Source organism: Enterobacter sp. DC4 (genome assembly GCF_000568095.1).
Taxonomy (GTDB): Bacteria; Pseudomonadota; Gammaproteobacteria; order Enterobacterales; family Enterobacteriaceae; genus Enterobacter; species Enterobacter pseudoroggenkampii.
Window position 1 is genome coordinate 289,590 of the sequence record NZ_AZUB01000005.1, and the last position, 16,092, is coordinate 305,681.

At 54.9% G+C, this 16,092-nt stretch carries 19 protein-coding genes; 10 read left to right on the plus strand and 9 right to left on the minus strand.

What is annotated here, in order from left to right; all coding sequences use genetic code 11:
* Positions 1-47 precede the first annotated feature (47 nt).
* Together yghB and metC are read right to left on the minus strand one after the other, a co-directional pair.
* Positions 48-707 (minus strand): DedA family general envelope maintenance protein YghB, encoded by a 660-nt coding sequence (gene yghB / locus P349_RS08145; RefSeq protein WP_024906512.1) that lies wholly within the window; start codon positions 705-707, stop codon positions 48-50.
* Between the two features lie 143 nt (positions 708-850).
* Positions 851-2,038 carry a cystathionine beta-lyase gene (gene metC, locus P349_RS08140; RefSeq protein ID WP_032650242.1) on the minus strand — a complete coding sequence of 396 codons (1,188 nt, stop codon included), beginning with the start codon at positions 2,036-2,038 and terminating at the stop codon, positions 851-853.
* Positions 2,039-2,289: 251 nt separating this feature from the next.
* Between metC and exbB the strand changes: the two genes are divergently transcribed.
* The 3 genes from exbB to P349_RS08125 all read left to right on the plus strand — a co-directional run bounded on the left by exbB (position 2,290) and on the right by P349_RS08125 (position 5,176).
* On the plus strand, positions 2,290-3,021 hold the full coding sequence (gene exbB / locus P349_RS08135; RefSeq protein ID WP_024906514.1) for a tol-pal system-associated acyl-CoA thioesterase: 732 nt from the start codon (positions 2,290-2,292) through the stop codon (positions 3,019-3,021).
* A gap of 4 nt (positions 3,022-3,025) precedes the next feature.
* Positions 3,026-3,451, plus strand: a complete 426-nt coding sequence (exbD, locus tag P349_RS08130; RefSeq protein ID WP_024906515.1) for a TonB system transport protein ExbD — start codon at positions 3,026-3,028, stop codon at positions 3,449-3,451.
* A gap of 273 nt (positions 3,452-3,724) precedes the next feature.
* Positions 3,725-5,176, plus strand: a complete 1,452-nt coding sequence (locus P349_RS08125) for a methyl-accepting chemotaxis protein (protein ID WP_032650241.1) — start codon at positions 3,725-3,727, stop codon at positions 5,174-5,176.
* Here P349_RS08125 and P349_RS08120 read toward each other — a convergent pair.
* Together P349_RS08120 and P349_RS08115 are read right to left on the minus strand one after the other, a co-directional pair.
* A complete protein-coding gene (locus tag P349_RS08120; protein ID WP_032650240.1) occupies positions 5,173-5,619 on the minus strand; it encodes a hypothetical protein in 447 nt (148 codons plus the stop codon). The two genes, P349_RS08125 and P349_RS08120, sit on opposite strands and share 4 nt — an antisense overlap.
* A 1-nt stretch (position 5,620) precedes the next feature.
* Positions 5,621-6,025 (minus strand): hypothetical protein, encoded by a 405-nt coding sequence (locus P349_RS08115; RefSeq protein WP_023333402.1) that lies wholly within the window; start codon positions 6,023-6,025, stop codon positions 5,621-5,623.
* Between the two features lie 103 nt (positions 6,026-6,128).
* Here P349_RS08115 and P349_RS08110 point away from each other — a divergent pair, with 103 nt between their 5' ends.
* Positions 6,129-6,632, plus strand: coding sequence for an ESA_00282 family adhesion-associated protein (locus P349_RS08110; RefSeq protein WP_023309170.1), 504 nt, complete (start codon positions 6,129-6,131; stop codon positions 6,630-6,632).
* Positions 6,633-6,713: 81 nt separating this feature from the next.
* Complete coding sequence (locus tag P349_RS08105) at positions 6,714-7,202, plus strand: TIGR00645 family protein (RefSeq protein ID WP_023333400.1); 489 nt, start codon at positions 6,714-6,716, stop codon at positions 7,200-7,202.
* A gap of 122 nt (positions 7,203-7,324) precedes the next feature.
* Here the strand turns inward: P349_RS08105 and P349_RS08100 are convergent, their stop codons facing one another.
* The gene (locus P349_RS08100; RefSeq protein WP_032650239.1) at positions 7,325-8,365 is read right to left on the minus strand and encodes an aldo/keto reductase; all 1,041 of its coding nucleotides are present in this window, start codon (positions 8,363-8,365) and stop codon (positions 7,325-7,327) included.
* A 219-nt stretch (positions 8,366-8,584) separates the two neighbouring features.
* On the opposite strand from P349_RS08100, the gene P349_RS08095 reads away from it, so the two are divergent.
* The 3 genes from P349_RS08095 to P349_RS08085 all read left to right on the plus strand — a co-directional run bounded on the left by P349_RS08095 (position 8,585) and on the right by P349_RS08085 (position 10,989).
* Positions 8,585-10,132: a methyl-accepting chemotaxis protein gene (locus tag P349_RS08095; protein WP_032650238.1), complete on the plus strand. Its 1,548-nt coding sequence runs from the start codon at positions 8,585-8,587 to the stop codon at positions 10,130-10,132.
* A gap of 127 nt (positions 10,133-10,259) precedes the next feature.
* Positions 10,260-10,514 carry a hypothetical protein gene (locus P349_RS08090; RefSeq protein WP_024906521.1) on the plus strand — a complete coding sequence of 85 codons (255 nt, stop codon included), beginning with the start codon at positions 10,260-10,262 and terminating at the stop codon, positions 10,512-10,514.
* Between the two features lie 202 nt (positions 10,515-10,716).
* Positions 10,717-10,989: a hypothetical protein gene (locus P349_RS08085; RefSeq protein WP_024906522.1), complete on the plus strand. Its 273-nt coding sequence runs from the start codon at positions 10,717-10,719 to the stop codon at positions 10,987-10,989.
* 44 nt (positions 10,990-11,033) lie between these two features.
* On the opposite strand, the gene P349_RS08080 is transcribed toward P349_RS08085, so the two are convergent.
* The 4 genes from P349_RS08080 to yghU all read right to left on the minus strand — a co-directional run bounded on the left by P349_RS08080 (position 11,034) and on the right by yghU (position 13,255).
* Positions 11,034-11,360, minus strand: coding sequence for a helix-turn-helix domain-containing transcriptional regulator (locus tag P349_RS08080; RefSeq protein WP_008499799.1), 327 nt, complete (start codon positions 11,358-11,360; stop codon positions 11,034-11,036).
* 12 nt (positions 11,361-11,372) lie between these two features.
* The gene (locus P349_RS08075; RefSeq protein WP_008499798.1) at positions 11,373-11,705 is read right to left on the minus strand and encodes a type II toxin-antitoxin system RelE/ParE family toxin; all 333 of its coding nucleotides are present in this window, start codon (positions 11,703-11,705) and stop codon (positions 11,373-11,375) included.
* Positions 11,706-11,897: 192 nt separating this feature from the next.
* Positions 11,898-12,230 carry a glycine zipper domain-containing protein gene (locus P349_RS08070; protein WP_008499797.1) on the minus strand — a complete coding sequence of 111 codons (333 nt, stop codon included), beginning with the start codon at positions 12,228-12,230 and terminating at the stop codon, positions 11,898-11,900.
* A gap of 158 nt (positions 12,231-12,388) precedes the next feature.
* Complete coding sequence (gene yghU, locus P349_RS08065; protein WP_008499796.1) at positions 12,389-13,255, minus strand: glutathione-dependent disulfide-bond oxidoreductase; 867 nt, start codon at positions 13,253-13,255, stop codon at positions 12,389-12,391.
* A gap of 245 nt (positions 13,256-13,500) precedes the next feature.
* Between yghU and P349_RS08060 the strand changes: the two genes are divergently transcribed.
* Both P349_RS08060 and P349_RS08055 read left to right on the plus strand, forming a co-directional pair.
* Positions 13,501-15,090 (plus strand): ABC transporter substrate-binding protein, encoded by a 1,590-nt coding sequence (locus tag P349_RS08060; RefSeq protein ID WP_032650237.1) that lies wholly within the window; start codon positions 13,501-13,503, stop codon positions 15,088-15,090.
* Between the two features lie 45 nt (positions 15,091-15,135).
* Complete coding sequence (locus P349_RS08055; RefSeq protein WP_032650236.1) at positions 15,136-16,089, plus strand: ABC transporter permease; 954 nt, start codon at positions 15,136-15,138, stop codon at positions 16,087-16,089.
* The last annotated feature ends 3 nt before the right edge of the window (positions 16,090-16,092 follow it).

The window sequence follows — 16,092 nt, forward strand, 5'->3', positions numbered from 1 at the left end:
GAAAAACGTAGGCCGGGTAAGCGATAGCGCCACCCGGCTTTGTTGAATTATGCGCTGCAGTACTTTTTCTTAATCACCACCGCGATAGTCCCCACCAGGCCCGCCACCAGCAGGAACATCGGCAGCACCATGAGGAAGGTCATCACCTGATCTTCGTGGTGTTTCACGAAGGGGATCATATTCAGCGCGTAGCCGAGCGTCGTCACCACGCCAACCCACAGCAGGGCGCTCAGCCAGTTGAAGAACTGGAAGCGGCGGTTCGACAGGCCGGAAATGCCCGCCATCGTCGGCAGAAGCGTGCGAACAAACGCCAGGAAACGCCCCGCCAGCAGCGCAAGCAGACCGTGCCGGTCAAACATGCAGGTCGCACGCTGATGATATTTATGCGGCAGCTGCGCCAGCCAGCTTTTGACGACGCGCGTGTTCCCCAGCCAGCGGCCCTGCAGATAGCTCAGCCAGCAGCCCAGGCTGGCGGCGGAGGTGAGGATAACCATCGTTGGCGTGAAGTCCATGACGCCTTTACCGATTAACGCCCCGGCAAGTAAAAGCAGGCTGTCACCGGGTAAAAACGAGGCTGGCAGTAATCCATTTTCCAGAAACAGAGTTGCGAACATCACGAAATAGACGATACCGACGACGTGAGGATCCGCCAGCGCGGCAAAATCGTGGTGCCAGAGCGCCGCGATAATATCTTGAATAACAGCCATGGACTTTCCTGTGGAACAGCAGATATAGCGCTATTGTACTCCCTTATTCGCCCGTCGGGTTTGATCCCGGGCGCAACTCATGCAGACTTTTCCGCTTGCGGTGTCCATAAAAGCGTCCAGGGAGTACATTTTCAGCCAGCACTCTACACGATACGCTCGAACCCTGCTGCTAAATCCGCAATCAGATCGTCAACATTTTCTAAACCGATATGCAGTCGAATCAGGGTACCGCTGAAGTCCACGTCGCCACCGGGGCGCAGGGCCGCAATCTGTTCCGGCTGGTTAGCCAGGATCAGGGATTCAAAACCGCCCCACGAGTAGGCCATGCTGAAGAGGGTAAAATTATCCAGATAGCTCGCCAGCTCGTCGTTATTCAGGCGTTTTTTCAGCACAAACGAGAACAACCCGCTGCTGCCCGTAAAGTCACGTTGCCAGAACTCATGGCCTTTACTGCCGGGTAGCGCGGGGTGATTCACGCGCTCAACCTGCGGATGCTGCGCCAGCCATTCGGCCACCTTCAGGCTGCTTTCATGGTGCTGACGCAGGCGAACGCCCAGCGTGCGGATGCCCCGGCTGGTCATGTAGGCCGTGTCTGCGTCCACCATTTGCCCCATCAGGTAGGCGTTTTCACGCAGCTGATCCCAGCAGCGCGCGTTGGAGACCGCCGTGCCGATCATGCCGTCCGAGTGGCCAATCAGGTATTTGGTCGCCGCCTGAATGGAGATATCAATGTCGAATTCCAGCGCTTTGAACAGCACGCCTGCCGCCCAGGTGTTGTCGATCATGACGATCGCCTCTGGCGCTTTGCTGCGCACGGCCTTCACGATAGCCGGCACGTCGTGAACTTCCATGGTGAGCGACCCCGGCGATTCCAGGAACACAATGCGCGTGTTTGGCTGAATAAGTTCGGCAATGCCTTCACCAATCAGCGGGTCGAACCAGCCGGTGGTTACGCCGAGCTTGCTGAGCATTTTGGTACAGAAGTCCTGGCTGGGTTCGTAGGCGGTGTTGGTCATCAGGATGTGATCGCCCTGTTCCACGAAAGCCAGAATGGTGTTGGCGACCGCAGCCGCTCCGCACGGGAACAGCGCGCAGCCTGCGCCGCCTTCCAGCTCGCACATCGCCTCCTGCAGAGAAAAATGGGTTAGCGTGCCGCGACGGCCATAAAACAGGCCGCCTTTCGCGCGGTTGCGCGTGGCGATTTTTTTCTCCTCAACGGTATCAAACACCAGCGAGGAGGCGCGTTGAATCACGCTGTTGACCGATCCCTGGGTATATTTTTTGCTGCGTCCTGCCTGTACCAGCGTGGTATCAAGATGCTTCTTTGTCATGTTCGCTAACCCTGTTTTTATACGTCTGGACGTCCAGACTACCACGATTGGAAAAAACTGCACCCGCAGGCTTATCGAATAAGCAGAAAATATTAGCAAAAAACCGCATAAGAAATTTTTACTGCGTAAGCGCAAGGAAAGTGAACGAAAATTGCGGCACTATGCAAATACTAATGAGAACTACTATCAATTCGACGACGTTTTGATATTATTACGTTCAGATTTTGTGATTTGCGTCCTGGAGATACAGAGTGGGTAATAATTTGATGCAGGCGGATCTCTCCGTTTGGGGCATGTATCAGCATGCTGACATCGTGGTTAAGATTGTGATGATCGGCCTGATTCTGGCGTCCGTTGTCACCTGGGCTATCTTCTTCAGCAAGAGCGCCGAGCTGCTTTCGCAGAAGCGTCGCCTCAAGCGGGAACAGCAGCAGCTGGCTGAAGCCCGCTCTCTGGATCAGGCTTCAGACATGACCTCATCCTTCCACGCGAAAAGCCTGACCACCCTGCTCGTGAATGAAGCGCAGAACGAGCTGGAACTCTCCGCGGGCAGTGAAGATAACGAAGGCATCAAAGAACGTACCGGTTTCCGCCTGGAGCGTCGCGTGGCGGCCGTTGGTCGACACATGGGGCGCGGCAATGGTTATCTGGCGACCATCGGGGCGATCTCACCGTTTATCGGTCTTTTCGGTACGGTCTGGGGCATCATGAACAGCTTTATCGGTATCGCGCAGACCCAAACCACCAACCTGGCGGTTGTGGCCCCGGGTATCGCAGAAGCGCTGCTGGCGACGGCGATTGGTCTGGTCGCGGCGATTCCAGCGGTGGTTATCTATAACATCTTCGCGCGTATGATTGGCAGCTACAAAGCGACGCTCGGTGACGTTGCCGCGCAGGTTCTGCTGCTGCAAAGTCGCGATCTCGACCTGAATGCCAGCTCGGTTAAGCCGGTGCACGCGGCGTCCAAACTGCGCGTGGGTTGATAGTATGGCGATGCGTCTAAACGAAAATCTGGACGATAACGGTGAAATGCATGAGATCAACGTGACGCCGTTTATCGACGTTATGCTGGTTCTGCTGATTATCTTCATGGTGGCTGCGCCGCTGGCGACGGTGGATGTGAAGGTAAATCTGCCTGCCTCATCCAGCCAGCCCCAGCCGCGCCCGGAGAAGCCTATCTACCTGTCGGTGAAGGCGGATAAATCCATGTTCCTCGGCAATGACCCGGTGACGGCCGACTCTGTCATCCCGGCCCTGGATCAGCTTACGGGCGGTAAGAAAGACACCACGGTCTTCTTCCGTGCGGATAAAACCGTTGATTATGAAACCATGATGAAGGTAATGGACACGCTGCATCAGGCGGGTTACCTGAAGATTGGGCTGGTCGGCGAAGAAAAAGCGGCCAAAAAATAGAACGAAAGCTGGCGAAAGCCAGCTTTTTTGTTTTCTGCCACGCGGCATCGTTATTATTTTCTGCTGTATATCCCCATTCTTCATATTTCCTTATCAATAAAGCCATAATTAATAATCCATTGATAGTTAAGTAAATATCAGTATTCGGCTGAGCCATTAAAATATATCGTTGGCTGAAATGACGTCGTGGAATATCCCCACTACGCTTAAAAAAGATAATAAAAACAAACCTTCTTCGAAGGATCTTTTCACCTGCACAGCAAGAGACTCCCTATGGCTACGATGACATGGCTGTATCCGCACGCGCCTCAAAACGATCTGTTCTCGCTTTCTGCCATTCGACGACGCGCCGACAGGCTAATACTGGTGCTCATCTGGTCGCTGTGGGCCATCTCGCTGGGGGTGGGCTATATCAACGAGAATATCCTGCAGGGGGCGATTATTGGCACCTCTCTGGCCTGTTTATCGACGCTGCTGACGCTGTTGTTTCCCGGCGCGCTGTTGCTCCGCCTGAGCTCTGCGTTTGTGCTAATGGCATTTTCCGCGCTGCTGATTCATCTGGGCGAAGGCGAAACTGAATACCATTTTTCGGTTTTTGTCCTGCTCTCCGCGCTCCTTGCCTGGCGAGACTGGCGCCCGCTGGTGATGGGGGCGGCGGTCATCGCGTTACATCATCTGGTGTTTAACTATCTGCAGGAGAATGACCTTTACGGCGTCGTGGTGTTCATGCACAACGGCTTTCATATGGTGGTTTTCCACGGGCTGTTTGTGGTGGTCCAGACCGCAATTCTGGTTCTGCTGGCGATACGAATGGAGCAGGACGCCCGCTCGGCGAGCGAGGTGGCAAGGCTGGCGGGGGTGATCAACCGTGAACCGGGGTACCTCACGCTGGTCGTCGATGCGGTCCCCGCAGAGTCTTCATTTGCCCGCACGTTCAGCCTGACGCTGGGCACCATGCGCGCCACGCTTGAGCAGGTCAGCGCCAATATTGGGCAACTGCTGGAGGCATCCCGCGCGTTAGGACAACGCAACAGCGCGCTGTCGGAACGTACCGATCACCAGGCAAGTTCGCTGGCGACGGCGGCCAGTGCGATGGAACAGTTAAGGGCTGTTGCCACCCTGACCAGTGAAAAAGCCCGCCAGGTTCGGGAGGTGGCATTCAGTACCAGTAACGTGGCGGAGCAGGGGGGCCATAACGTACGGCAGGCGATTGCGGCGATGGAGCACATTCGCGAGGAGTCGCAGCGCATTTACGCCATTCTGGAGCTGATCGACGGGATTGCGTTCCAGACCAATATTCTGTCGCTCAACGCCTCGGTCGAGGCTGCCAGAGCGGGCGAACATGGCAAAGGCTTCGCGGTGGTTGCCTCGGAAGTGCGCGTGTTGGCCCAGCGCAGCGAGGGGGCTGCAAAAGATATCCGCCAGCTTCTGACCGCATCGCAGGCAACCACGCTGCAGGGCGTCGAGCAGGTTGAGCAGGCGGGTATGACAATGAAGTCGATCATTGAGAGTATCGAAGGGCTTCGCTCTCTGCTGGAAGAACTGTCGCAGATGAGCGAGCAGCAGCGGGCAAGCATTGCGCAGATGAACGACAGCATTGCCAGCATCGATGCCAGCGTGCAGGAGAACGTACGTCACGTAGCGCAAACAGTGCAGGTGGCTGAAGCGCAGCGCCAGCAGACGGGTCAGTTAAAAGAGGCGATTGCCGTATTCAGATTTAATTAGCGTTGCGGTTCGGAGGGGGCGCTGGCACCAGACGCCAGCGCGTCTTCATCAAGCGCCACGCAGGTGACGTTTGAGGTACGGAACTCACCGTCTGACAGCTTGCGCGTCAGGCGCAGGGTGGCGATTTCTCTGGAAAGCAGATACTGGTAATTGGCCTCGAGGCGACCCAGAAGCTTCTCTTTCAGCTCTGGCCGCTGTTCCATGATGGCGTTCATCACGGCACCGTAAATTTCTTCTTTGACCTGTAGCGGATAAATTTCGCGGCGATTCTGCCATTTCAGCCGCACCAGCGTTGCCGGGATCGATACCAGGTCCTGGGTAATACGCGTCATCTCGTCATTTTTTGTGTTTCGCAGCGCATCGAGATTTTGCTTTAAGATAAATTCATCACTTTTCTTATCATCTAAAGTCAAATAAACGTCGTTGTTTTTAACTTCCTTCACGTTAATCCTCCCCCAGGCTATAAAAAATTGGGTTGTTTTTTTCGCGCGTAATTAAGTTAAGCCAAATTTCATTGCCCGCTTCGTTAATTTCTTCGGTTTTCTCGGCCAATATTTGACTTAGTTTCTGGGCATCTATTTCACCCTCGGCCTGCAGGTCATTCAGCAGGTGGACAAAGGCTTCAATTTTTATGGCGCGAAATAAGCGGTCTTTTATATGGCGATCGTGCTCTTCCAGCAACATATTTCGGGATTTGCCAGTTCGGGAAACACCAATTAATATATCGGGCTCGAAATCAGAGAGCTTTCTTTTCCCCTGAGTGAAACTGGCCTCTTTTTCTGCTTCCGTCGGTTGCTGTTCCACAGGCGTGATGTGGTACTTAGCCGGGACGAGATAGTCGGGCAGCATTTTCAATTTCCTTTAATTTCAACAGGGTGGGGTTGGTAAAGGCGTGAGATTCGTTGACAATATCATGAGGCAAATTTAAAATCAAAAAAAATGGAGCCTACCCATGAACAGCATCTTTTTTACGGTCATCACATTACTATTACTGACCGCTGGTGTTCTTTTATTGATGCAGGAGTTCAATAAAACGAAAGTGTCGAAAGACACCAGTGAACCCCCGCAACCTGAACTGATGACAAAAGAGGAAGGTGAAGACCATTTCTCTGTATTGATGAACTCCGTTACGCCGGTCTGGTACTGGCGGGTGAACCACGAATATATCGACTTTTTACACGCGACAATTAAGCGCATGAAAATGTCGGAAATTAATGATACGCCCGGACTGTTTGAGGCGCAGCGTCGCTGTAGCGACCTGAATTCAGCCGTGTATAAATATTATGACAATATCAAAAAGCGCTGCCTTAACGGTGAGAAGGTCTCTTATTCCGATCTGGACGTATTAAATTTGCGGCAGTGTTTTCGCGAGTTCAGTCTGGAAGCCTATCCTGAGCTGGTGGCGCTTGTCTGGCCGGAGTACGCCCGTCCCGAGGTTAACCCGGACAACGTCTGAGTGGCGTACTGTTGAGTTATTGCAAACAGTCAGCGCCGTTGAGATATACTGGGCGCTGGTTTCTTTTGCAAACAGGACTTTATGGAACGCTTTTTTGAAAATGCCATGTACGCCTCTCGCTGGATACTGGCCCCCGTCTATTTTGGCCTTTCGCTGGCGCTTGTCGCGCTGACGATTAAGTTCTTTCAGGAAATCCTGCATGTTCTGCCGAACATTTTTTCCATTGCCGAAGCGGATTTGATTCTGGTTCTGCTGTCGCTGGTGGATATGACCCTGGTGGGCGGGCTGCTGGTGATGGTGATGTTCTCCGGCTACGAGAATTTTGTCTCCCAGCTTGATATCGACGAGCGTAAAGAGAAGCTCAGCTGGCTGGGCAAAATGGATGCGTCATCGCTGAAGAATAAAGTGGCCGCGTCGATTGTGGCGATCTCCTCTATCCACCTGCTACGCGTGTTTATGGACGCGAAGAACGTGCCGGATAACAAACTGATGTGGTACGTCATTATCCACCTGACGTTTGTGCTGTCTGCGTTTGTGATGGGGTATCTGGATAAGATCAGTAAGAAGTAAAGTACACTTTACCCCTCACCCTAACCCTCTCCCCAAAGGGGAGAGGGGACTGCTCGGTGCGGCCTTTCTCCCTCTCCCCTTTGGGGAGAGGGCGGGGTGAGGGGCAAGGGCATCAGACCGCACTATTTATCCGACGACGCCTGCCACAGATTCAACTCCCCATCCGCAACATGCTGGTCAATCCGCTTGAGTTCGTCCTCCGTAAAGCGCAGGTTTTCCAGCGCCTGAACATTCTCTTCCAGCTGTTCCGGGCGGCTTGCGCCAATCAGCACGGACGTCACGCGCGCATCTTTCAGCAGCCAGCTTAGCGCCATCTGCGCCATGGTCTGACCGCGCGCCTGCGCCATTTCACTGAGTAAACGCAGGCTGTTCAGGTTGGCCTCGGTCAGCATTTTTTCGTTCAGACCACGGACTTTCTTGCCTTCACGCTGCATGCGTGAATCTTCAGGAATACCATTCAGGTATTTTCCGGTCAGCAAACCCTGCGCCAGCGGGGTAAAGGCAATACACCCCGTCCCGTTTGCTTCCAGCGCATCCAGCAAACCGGTCTTATCGACCCAGCGGTTGAGCAGGTTATAGGACGGCTGGTGGATCAGCAGAGGGATCTTCCACTCGCGCAGCAACTCGGCCATTTTTTGCGTGCGCCCGGTTGAGTAGGAGGAAATGCCCACATACAGCGCTTTGCCGCTCTGCACGGCGTGGGCCAGCGCGGCGGCCGTCTCTTCCATCGGCGTGTTTTCATCCACGCGATGGGAGTAGAAAATATCCACATACTCGACGCCCAGACGCTTCAGGCTCTGGTCGAGGCTGGCGAGCAGATATTTGCGTGAACCGCCCGAGCCGTACGGCCCTGGCCACATGTCGTAACCCGCCTTGGTGGAGATAATCAGCTCGTCGCGGTACGCGGCGAAGTCCTCCCGCAACAGGCGGCCGAAATTCTCTTCCGCGCTACCCGCCGGAGGTCCGTAGTTATTGGCGAGATCGAAATGGGTGATGCCGAGGTCGAAGGCTTTGCGCAGCAGCGCGCGCTGGGCATCAAGAGGCTGAACGTGGCCGAAGCTGTGCCACAGTCCCAGCGACAGCGCAGGAAGGCGCAGACCGCTCTTTCCACAGTAGCGGTACTGCATATGTTCATAGCGGGTAGCGTCAGGGTACCAGGACATGATGTCTCCTTTTCTTATCGATAATTTTTTGAAACGCCGTTTTCATTCTGAACTTATCACATCACTAAGCGCGAAGATAATGGTTAACGGCGGCTGTGCGACCAGTGAAGCCACGCTAATTAAAAATGATCACAAAACGTTATAATTTCCCTCGTTCCTGCCGATAACGAGAGTAGTACTCGCCTCTGGGCGAACTCACCCTCACGGCAAGGAAGACTTATGAATATGCTCCGTAATTTCACGATCCGCTTCGTCATGCTGGCGATTCTCGGGATCTTTTGTTTAATGTGGGCGGGTGTTGGGCTGTACAGCACCTGGTCCCTGTCTCGCGTGACTGATGGCAATGAAGTCGATCGCCAGTTGGTTAAACAGATGACGGTACTCAGCCAGGGTAACGATCAGTATTTCCGCTTTGTGACCCGTCTGAGCCGCGCAATGGAAGTTAAAGCCGCAGGCGGCACGCCGGATTTGGCCTCTGCCCAGCAGGCGCTGGATAACATGGGCAAGAAGCTGGCCGAGATGAAAGCGATCTCTCCAGGCCCGATGGATCAGCAGATCTCTTCCCGGGTGATCGGCACCTGGCAGGCGCTGCTTGAACAGGGCGTGACGCCGCAAATGCAGCAGGCGAAGCTGGGCGCGCTGGACGGTTACCGTCAGCAGGCCAACAACGTCACCCCACCGCTGAGCCGCGCGTTCGGTGCGGCGGCTGAAGAGTTCAACAATGCTGCCGCGAAGTCGCTCGACAGCACCCGCGTGGTGGTGGATAGCCTGACCAGCATGACCCGCACGGTGATTATCGTCGCCACGATAATCGGCCTCCTGATCCTGCTCTTTACCGACCGCTACCTGGTGGCGATGCTGGTCAAACCGCTGGATCGCATTCGCCAGCAGTTCCGCCAGATTGCCCAGGGCGATCTCAGCCAGCCCATTGAGCCGTTCGGCCGCAACTGCGTGGGACAACTGGTGCCGCTGCTGAGCGCCATGCAGGACAGCCTGCGCGAAGCGGTCAGCACGATCCGCTCCGGCAGTGAGAATATCTGGCGCGGCGCAACGGAGATCTCCAGCGGTAACAACGATCTCTCGTCCCGTACCGAAGAGCAGGCGGCCGCGCTGGAAGAGACGGCAGCCAGCATGGAACAGCTGACCGCCACGGTGAAGCTGAACGCGGAAAGCGCGCGTCAGGCAAGCCAGCTGGCCGATGTGGCCTCTACCACCGCCAGCCGCGGCGGCTCGCTGGTGGAAGAGGTGGTGACCACCATGAGCGGGATTTCGGAAAGCTCGAAGAAAATTGCCGAAATCACCAACGTCATTAACAGCATTGCCTTCCAGACCAATATTCTGGCACTCAATGCGGCGGTTGAAGCGGCGCGCGCGGGTGAACAGGGCCGTGGTTTCGCGGTGGTGGCAGGCGAAGTCCGCAACCTGGCAAGCCGAAGCGCCAACGCGGCCAAAGAGATTGAAGGGCTGATTACCGACTCCGTTTCCCGCGTCGAGCAGGGGGCGAAGCTGGTGGGCGACACCGGCACCACTATGGATGCGATTTTGCGTGACGTGACGGAAGTGACGACCATTATGAAGCAAATTGCCTCTGCCTCTGAGGAGCAAAGCAAGGGCATTTCGCAGGTCGGGGTTGCCATTACCCAGATGGACGGCGTTACCCAGCAAAACGCCTCACTGGTTGAAGAGGTTTCCGCGGCGGCGGCGGCGCTGGAGCGCCAGACCGAAGATCTTCAGCGCTCGGTGCAGAAGTTCCGCCTGACGGCATAACGCAGCGTTGCAAGGCTGCCTTGTGCGGCCTTGCATTATTAACGTCTTCCCCTCCAGCTCGCGCTGAAACTGCTATTCTTTTGCTAATCCCCCTGACGTTCTGGGCTCTCTTCTATGAGGTGTTGCTATGAACAGATCGTTATCTGTCATCCCTGTTCTCTCTTTCATTTTTCTGATGCTGTTTTCGGTTTTTGCCAGTGCGACCCAGCAGGCGCAGGAACGGCGCGTGGCGCGTGATGTCAGGCAGGAAACCCGCGATGCGTCACGGCAGGTGAAGCAGACCTGCGTGGCAAACAATAACCAGAGTAATCACGACTGCCGCCAGGACAAGCGCCAGATGAAACAGTCCGGACGGCAAAAAGCGCGGGATATTAAGTATTAACATAACAGGTGAGGCGGCATGCAGGCGTATTTCTTGCCGCCTTTTTAAAAAACGTAAGTCAATATTTTTTAAATATTAAAGTATTTGCTTGTAACAATATATTTGGCATTTTCTGCACATTTCAGAACATGAAAATTAATATTGTCTTAAGATTCAGTCGACATAATGAATTATCTTCTTGATACCGGAAATAATTCAATTTATGAAAAACCGTATTATTTTATTTGCTGCCCTGGCAGGTTTTGCCGTGTTCAATACAGCGATGGCCCAGAGCGTCACGGTCGATGTCCCTGCCGGGTATAAGGTCGTGATTGTTCCGCAGTCAGCCACGGTTCCTGAGGCGGTAAGCGTTGCGCCTGCACCTGCACAAACAACGTATGCCGCCCCTGCACCGGTCTATCATCCGCGTGCACGTCATGTGGCGAGCGTGGCGGAAGGGATGGTGATTGAGCATCAGTATGATGATCACCATTGATGTATTGCCCGGGTCGTACATCCGGGCCTATTTTGGAGTGGCTCTCACGCTGTTGTGTTTAATCCTGCTGTTGCAATTCGGGATATTGGGTATCCCGTTGCAGATGCCACTTCGGCGATACGCTTAAATGAAGGATTACCGTTTGGTGACAGTGATTTGTAGAGTGATTCGCGAGAAATGCCTGCGCGTTTTGCAATGACAGTCATCCCGCCGGAGGCTTCTATAACATGCCGTAAAGCCAGCATGAATGCCTCATAGCCTCCGGGCTCGTCAATTTCAATGAAAGCCTGATGAAGATATACGGGCGCGAAATCCGGAGAATCTTTCAGGAGTTGTACCATTGCGTCATCATGGAGTACTGATTTAGCCATTGCGATTTCCTTTTATATCCTGCGCTTGTAGTCGTTGAGGTACTCAACGGCTCTTTCAATATCTGCACTTTGCTTTTTTTTCGTTCCAGTCAGTAGCACCAGACTCACTGCGCCATCTGCCGGATCGGAGACTTCGCTGAAATAGACACGGTAACCTGGCCCTTGGTTAATTCTGAGCTCTGAAACGCTCTCTCTGCATGGTTTACAATCACCATAGTTACCCGTTGACATTCTGGCGACACGCGTGGCAATCATGGCTTTTGCTATGGGATCTTTCACACTTCTTAGATATGCATCAAAAGGGTCATACCCGTCAGCTGTGATGTAGTGTTTAACCTTAGCCATTATTGTAGCCTGTAGTTTACGATAAGCAAATGCATTGTAATCTTCAGGCTACGACTGGCAATTGTTAACATCGCTGCGACAGAGGGGAAATGCTATTTTGGAAAGCGGCTCGCAAAAATGCGAGATTGAGTGCGGGGTTATTACTGAACAGCAATGAGGCCGGGCACGCGCTGCGACGCCCGGCGAAATCTATCAGTGCGTCGCTTCACCAATCAGCGCGCCCGTTCCCGCGCCAACGGCTGCACCTTTCAGCACGCTCTTGCCGGTAACCGCTGCGGCACCTGCGCCCACGGCAGCACCTACCGCACCACCTTTACGCGCGGCTTTACCTTTGTCGCCGTTTTTGAACATGGCACCGGTGCCTGCGCCAACAACGGCACCGCCAACGGTCGATTTCAGATCTTTGCCCGTGGCCGCACCAATGGCAGCACCTGCTACCGCGCCAGCGGCGGTTTTGTCGATGGCCATTCCCGAGGTGGAAAAAATGAGGGCGCTGATAACCAGCGTTGTTTTAATAAGTTTCATAACAGATCCTTTGTGACTGCTGTCGGTTGATACGTTGCTTCTCACTCTGAGGTGAGAAAAACGCACAGATAGTGCCAGCAATGCCGGCTCAACCTTTAGGCCAATCATGCCCTGAGCAAGGATCTCTGTGGCCGGGCGGCGATCCGCCCGGCTAGTCGTCACGCCTGACGTTTGTCTTCTGTATTGGTCTCGAAGTCGCTCGCCGCGTGGCGTTCGTGAAGCTGCTCGTTCAGCTCGCCGCTGGTGCGGTTAACGATACGTCCGCGCTTAACGGCATGGCGGTTCGCCACGTCTTTCGCCCAGCGCTGCACGTTGGTGTACTTTTCTGCGTCGAGGAACTCAGCGGCGTTATACACGCTGCCCAGCGCCACGCAGCCGAACCATGGCCAGATAGCGATATCCGCGATGGTGTACTCCTCACCCGCCACGTAGCGGCCGCGCGCCAGCTGTTTATCCAGCACGTCGAACAGGCGTTTGGCTTCCATGGTGAAGCGGTCAATCGCGTACTCGATTTTCACCGGGGCGTAGTTGTAGAAGTGGCCAAAACCGCCGCCGAGGAACGGCGCCGCGCCCTGGAGCCAGAACAGCCAGTTCAGCGTTTCGGTGCGTCCCGCCGGATCTTTCGGCAGGAAGTGGCCGAACTTCTCCGCCAGATAGAGCAGGATATTACCGGATTCAAATACGCGCGTTGGCGGGTTCGTGGAGTGGTCACGAAGCGCCGGTATTTTCGAGTTCGGGTTCACCTCAACGAAGCCGCTGGAGAACTGATCGCCCTCGCCGATGCGGATCAACCACGCGTCGTACTCCGCGCCCGTCACGCCCAGCGCCAGCAGCTCTTCGAGCATGATCGTCACTTTCTGGCCGTTCGGTGTTCCCAGCGAGTAGAGCTGCAGCGGGTGCGAACCGACAGGAAGATCTTTCTCATGGGTCGCGCCGGAAATGGGGCGGTTGATGTTGGCGAACGCGCCGCCGTTGTTCTTTTTCCATTCCCACACTTTTGGTGGCTGATACGTGTTGTCTGACATGTTGGCCTGCCTTTTGAGTGATGTGTTGAGGCAGTGTAGCAGGAGATTTGTGAAGCGTTTAACCAACTGAGCGTAATCGATCTGCCGCTATTCCTTCCGGCGCTTATATATATCAAATCCGGCATAAGCTTAATCGAAAATCGCATTTTCATAATTAATGCGTAAACGGATAAAGCTGCATATGATGCTTCAACATAAATAAAAGATGCAGTAATAAACACTTTATAAGGCAAGGAGTTAGTGAGATGCGCAAGCTTCTGTTATCGGCCGTGGTGGTTTCGCTCGCGTTAGGCCTGGCGGGCTGTGATGATGCGAAAAATAAAGAGACCAATACGCCCTCAGCGGCAAAAAGCGACGCACCAAAAGAGGGCGGTTCGCTGATTATCGGTATTACCTCCGGCGACCCGTTAGCCGTTAATCCGCTCTATGCCAGCGACCGTACCACGTTAACGATCATGCAGGCGCTGTATGCCCCGCTCTATAGCTTCAACAACGGTAAGATCGAGTGGGGCCTGGCGGAAAGCCTGACGCCCTCCGCCGACAACCTGAGCTACACCCTGACGTTAAAACCCAACCTCAAATGGCAGGACGGACAGCCGCTGACGGCGGACGACGTGGTCTTTACGTTCAATAAGCTGCTGGATGCCAAACAGCACAGCTTCTTCCGCAGCATGTTCACCTACGGCGATAAGCCGGTACAGGTAAGCAAGGTTGACGACCGCACCGTTAAGTTCACCTTACCGCAGGTTAGCGCCGCCTTTACCGGCACTCTGGTTCAGATCTACCCGATTCCGCAGCACGTGTTCGCAGGTGAAGGTGACCTGGAAAAGAGCAGCAAAAACGATGCGCCGGTAGGCTCCGGGCCGTTCAAATTTAAAGAGTACCGCGCCGGACAATACTACGCCCTGACCCGTTTTGACGATTACTGGAACGGCAAAGCGAAGCTTGATTCGGTTACCTACCGTTTCGCCAAAGACAGCAACGCCGCCAACCTTGCGCTGCAAAACGGAGAAATCAACCTCAAGATGGTTGACCCGCAGGACGTGAACCGCCTGAAAAATACCGGTAAGTTCGACTTCGTGGTCTATCCGGAAGGCCGTCTGGCCTATATGACGTTCAACCAGAACGTGCCGGTGATGAAGAGCAAAGCGCTGCGTCAGGCCATTGCGTATGCCATCAACAAAGACGAGCTAACCCAGACCGCGTTTACCTCGCTGGACTACGCGAAACCGGCGACGTCGTTCCTGACGCCCGATACGCTTTACAAGACGGATGACGTTGAACAGTACAAATTCGATCTGCAAAAAGCCAAAGAGCTGCTTAAAGCGTCCGGCGCGCCGGACAACCTCAAGCTGCGCCTGGCGTATGTGAACACCAACAAAACCCAGGAGAGCATGGCGCTCTATATTCAGCAGGCGCTGAAGGCGATTGGGGTGAACGTGGAGCTGATGCCGCTGGACTCCAACGCCATGTCTCAGCGCAGCCTTGATATGAACAACACCGCGTGGGAGCTGAACCTGGGCGGCTACATCATGGGCTCCGAGCCGGACGGTTACAAATCGCTGTTCATGAGCAACGAAGCCTATAACTACGCGCACTACAAAAATCCGCAGTTTGATGCCCTGTGGGATAAAGGCGCCGTGGAAACCGACGCCGCGAAACGTGCCGATATCTACAAGCACATTCAGCAGACCGTGGCGAACGACATGACCTACTACCCGATTGCCTACACCAATGCGACCGTCGCGGTGGACAAGCGCTTCGGCGGCACCCAGGAGGCAGAGCCGAAACCGGTCTATCTGTTCCAGGATCTATCAAAAATCTATCAGAAATAAGTGATTGCCCCGGCCGTCAGGTCGGGGATTTTGTAAGGGCATGTCGTGAACACACTCCTCACCCGTCGGCTGCTGCAGCTGCTGCCGATGCTGTTCTTTATTTCACTGGTGGCGTTTTTGCTGGTCAAACTTGCGCCCGGCGATCCGGTGGCGGCGTACATTACGCCGCGCATGGCCCCGGAAGATATCGAGCGTATTCGCCAGAGCCTGGGGCTGGATAAGCCCCTGGTCACGCAGTACATCCTGTGGCTGAAAAACGTCCTGCAGGGCGATCTCGGCTATTCGCTTATCTACCACCGCCCCGTGCTGGAGATGATCGGCGAACGCATTCCGGCCACGCTGGGGCTGATGGGCGCGTCGCTGCTGCTGGCGATCGTGCTGGCCATCCCGCTGGGCCTGCTGGCGGGGGCATTTAAGCACCGCTGGCTGGATCACGTGCTTAACCTGTTCGCCTATATCGGCATCTCGGTGCCGATTTTCTGGTTCGGCATCTTGCTCATCACCGTCTTTGCCGTGCAGCTTAACTGGTTCCCCAGCATGGGGATGCGCACCATCGGCATGGAAGATAATACGCTGGACGTGCTGCGTCACGGCGTGCTGCCGTGTATTGCCCTCACGTTCTACAACCTCTCCAGCTACGTGCGCTACATCCGCTCCAACACCATCTCGCAGCTCTCGGCCGACTACGTGCAGACCCAGCTGGCTTACGGCGCCACGCGCTCCAGCATTCTGTTCCGCCACGTGCTGAAAAACGTGCTGCTGCCGGTGATCACCCTGTTCGGCCTGTCGTTCGGTGAGCTGATTGTGGGGGCCTATGTGACGGAAAGCGTCTTCTCGTGGCCGGGGATGGGGCTGCTCGGGATCCAGTCGATCGCCTCGCTGGACTACCCGCTGATCATGGCGATCATCATGCTCTCGTCGATGATGCTGATCGTCGGTAACCTGATCGCCGATCTGCTTTATCGCTTCGCCGATCCCCGCATTCGTACGCTGAGGTAACCC

Bases quoted from the DNA above. Each gene is read 5' to 3' on its own strand.
- exbD (WP_024906515.1), top strand. From the start codon at position 3,026: ATGGCGATGCGTCTAAACGAAAATCTGGACGATAACGGTGAAATGCAT.
- P349_RS08105 (WP_023333400.1), top strand. From the start codon at position 6,714: ATGGAACGCTTTTTTGAAAATGCCATGTACGCCTCTCGCTGGATACTG.
- P349_RS08125 (WP_032650241.1), top strand. From the start codon at position 3,725: ATGGCTACGATGACATGGCTGTATCCGCACGCGCCTCAAAACGATCTG.
- P349_RS08070 (WP_008499797.1), bottom strand. From the start codon at position 12,230: ATGAAACTTATTAAAACAACGCTGGTTATCAGCGCCCTCATTTTTTCC.
- yghB (WP_024906512.1), bottom strand. From the start codon at position 707: ATGGCTGTTATTCAAGATATTATCGCGGCGCTCTGGCACCACGATTTT.
- P349_RS08060 (WP_032650237.1), top strand. From the start codon at position 13,501: ATGCGCAAGCTTCTGTTATCGGCCGTGGTGGTTTCGCTCGCGTTAGGC.
- P349_RS08115 (WP_023333402.1), bottom strand. From the start codon at position 6,025: ATGCTGCCCGACTATCTCGTCCCGGCTAAGTACCACATCACGCCTGTG.
- P349_RS08110 (WP_023309170.1), top strand. From the start codon at position 6,129: ATGAACAGCATCTTTTTTACGGTCATCACATTACTATTACTGACCGCT.
- P349_RS08085 (WP_024906522.1), top strand. From the start codon at position 10,717: ATGAAAAACCGTATTATTTTATTTGCTGCCCTGGCAGGTTTTGCCGTG.
- P349_RS08080 (WP_008499799.1), bottom strand. From the start codon at position 11,360: ATGGCTAAATCAGTACTCCATGATGACGCAATGGTACAACTCCTGAAA.
- yghU (WP_008499796.1), bottom strand. From the start codon at position 13,255: ATGTCAGACAACACGTATCAGCCACCAAAAGTGTGGGAATGGAAAAAG.
- metC (WP_032650242.1), bottom strand. From the start codon at position 2,038: ATGACAAAGAAGCATCTTGATACCACGCTGGTACAGGCAGGACGCAGC.
- P349_RS08100 (WP_032650239.1), bottom strand. From the start codon at position 8,365: ATGTCCTGGTACCCTGACGCTACCCGCTATGAACATATGCAGTACCGC.
- P349_RS08075 (WP_008499798.1), bottom strand. From the start codon at position 11,705: ATGGCTAAGGTTAAACACTACATCACAGCTGACGGGTATGACCCTTTT.
- P349_RS08090 (WP_024906521.1), top strand. From the start codon at position 10,260: ATGAACAGATCGTTATCTGTCATCCCTGTTCTCTCTTTCATTTTTCTG.
- P349_RS08095 (WP_032650238.1), top strand. From the start codon at position 8,585: ATGAATATGCTCCGTAATTTCACGATCCGCTTCGTCATGCTGGCGATT.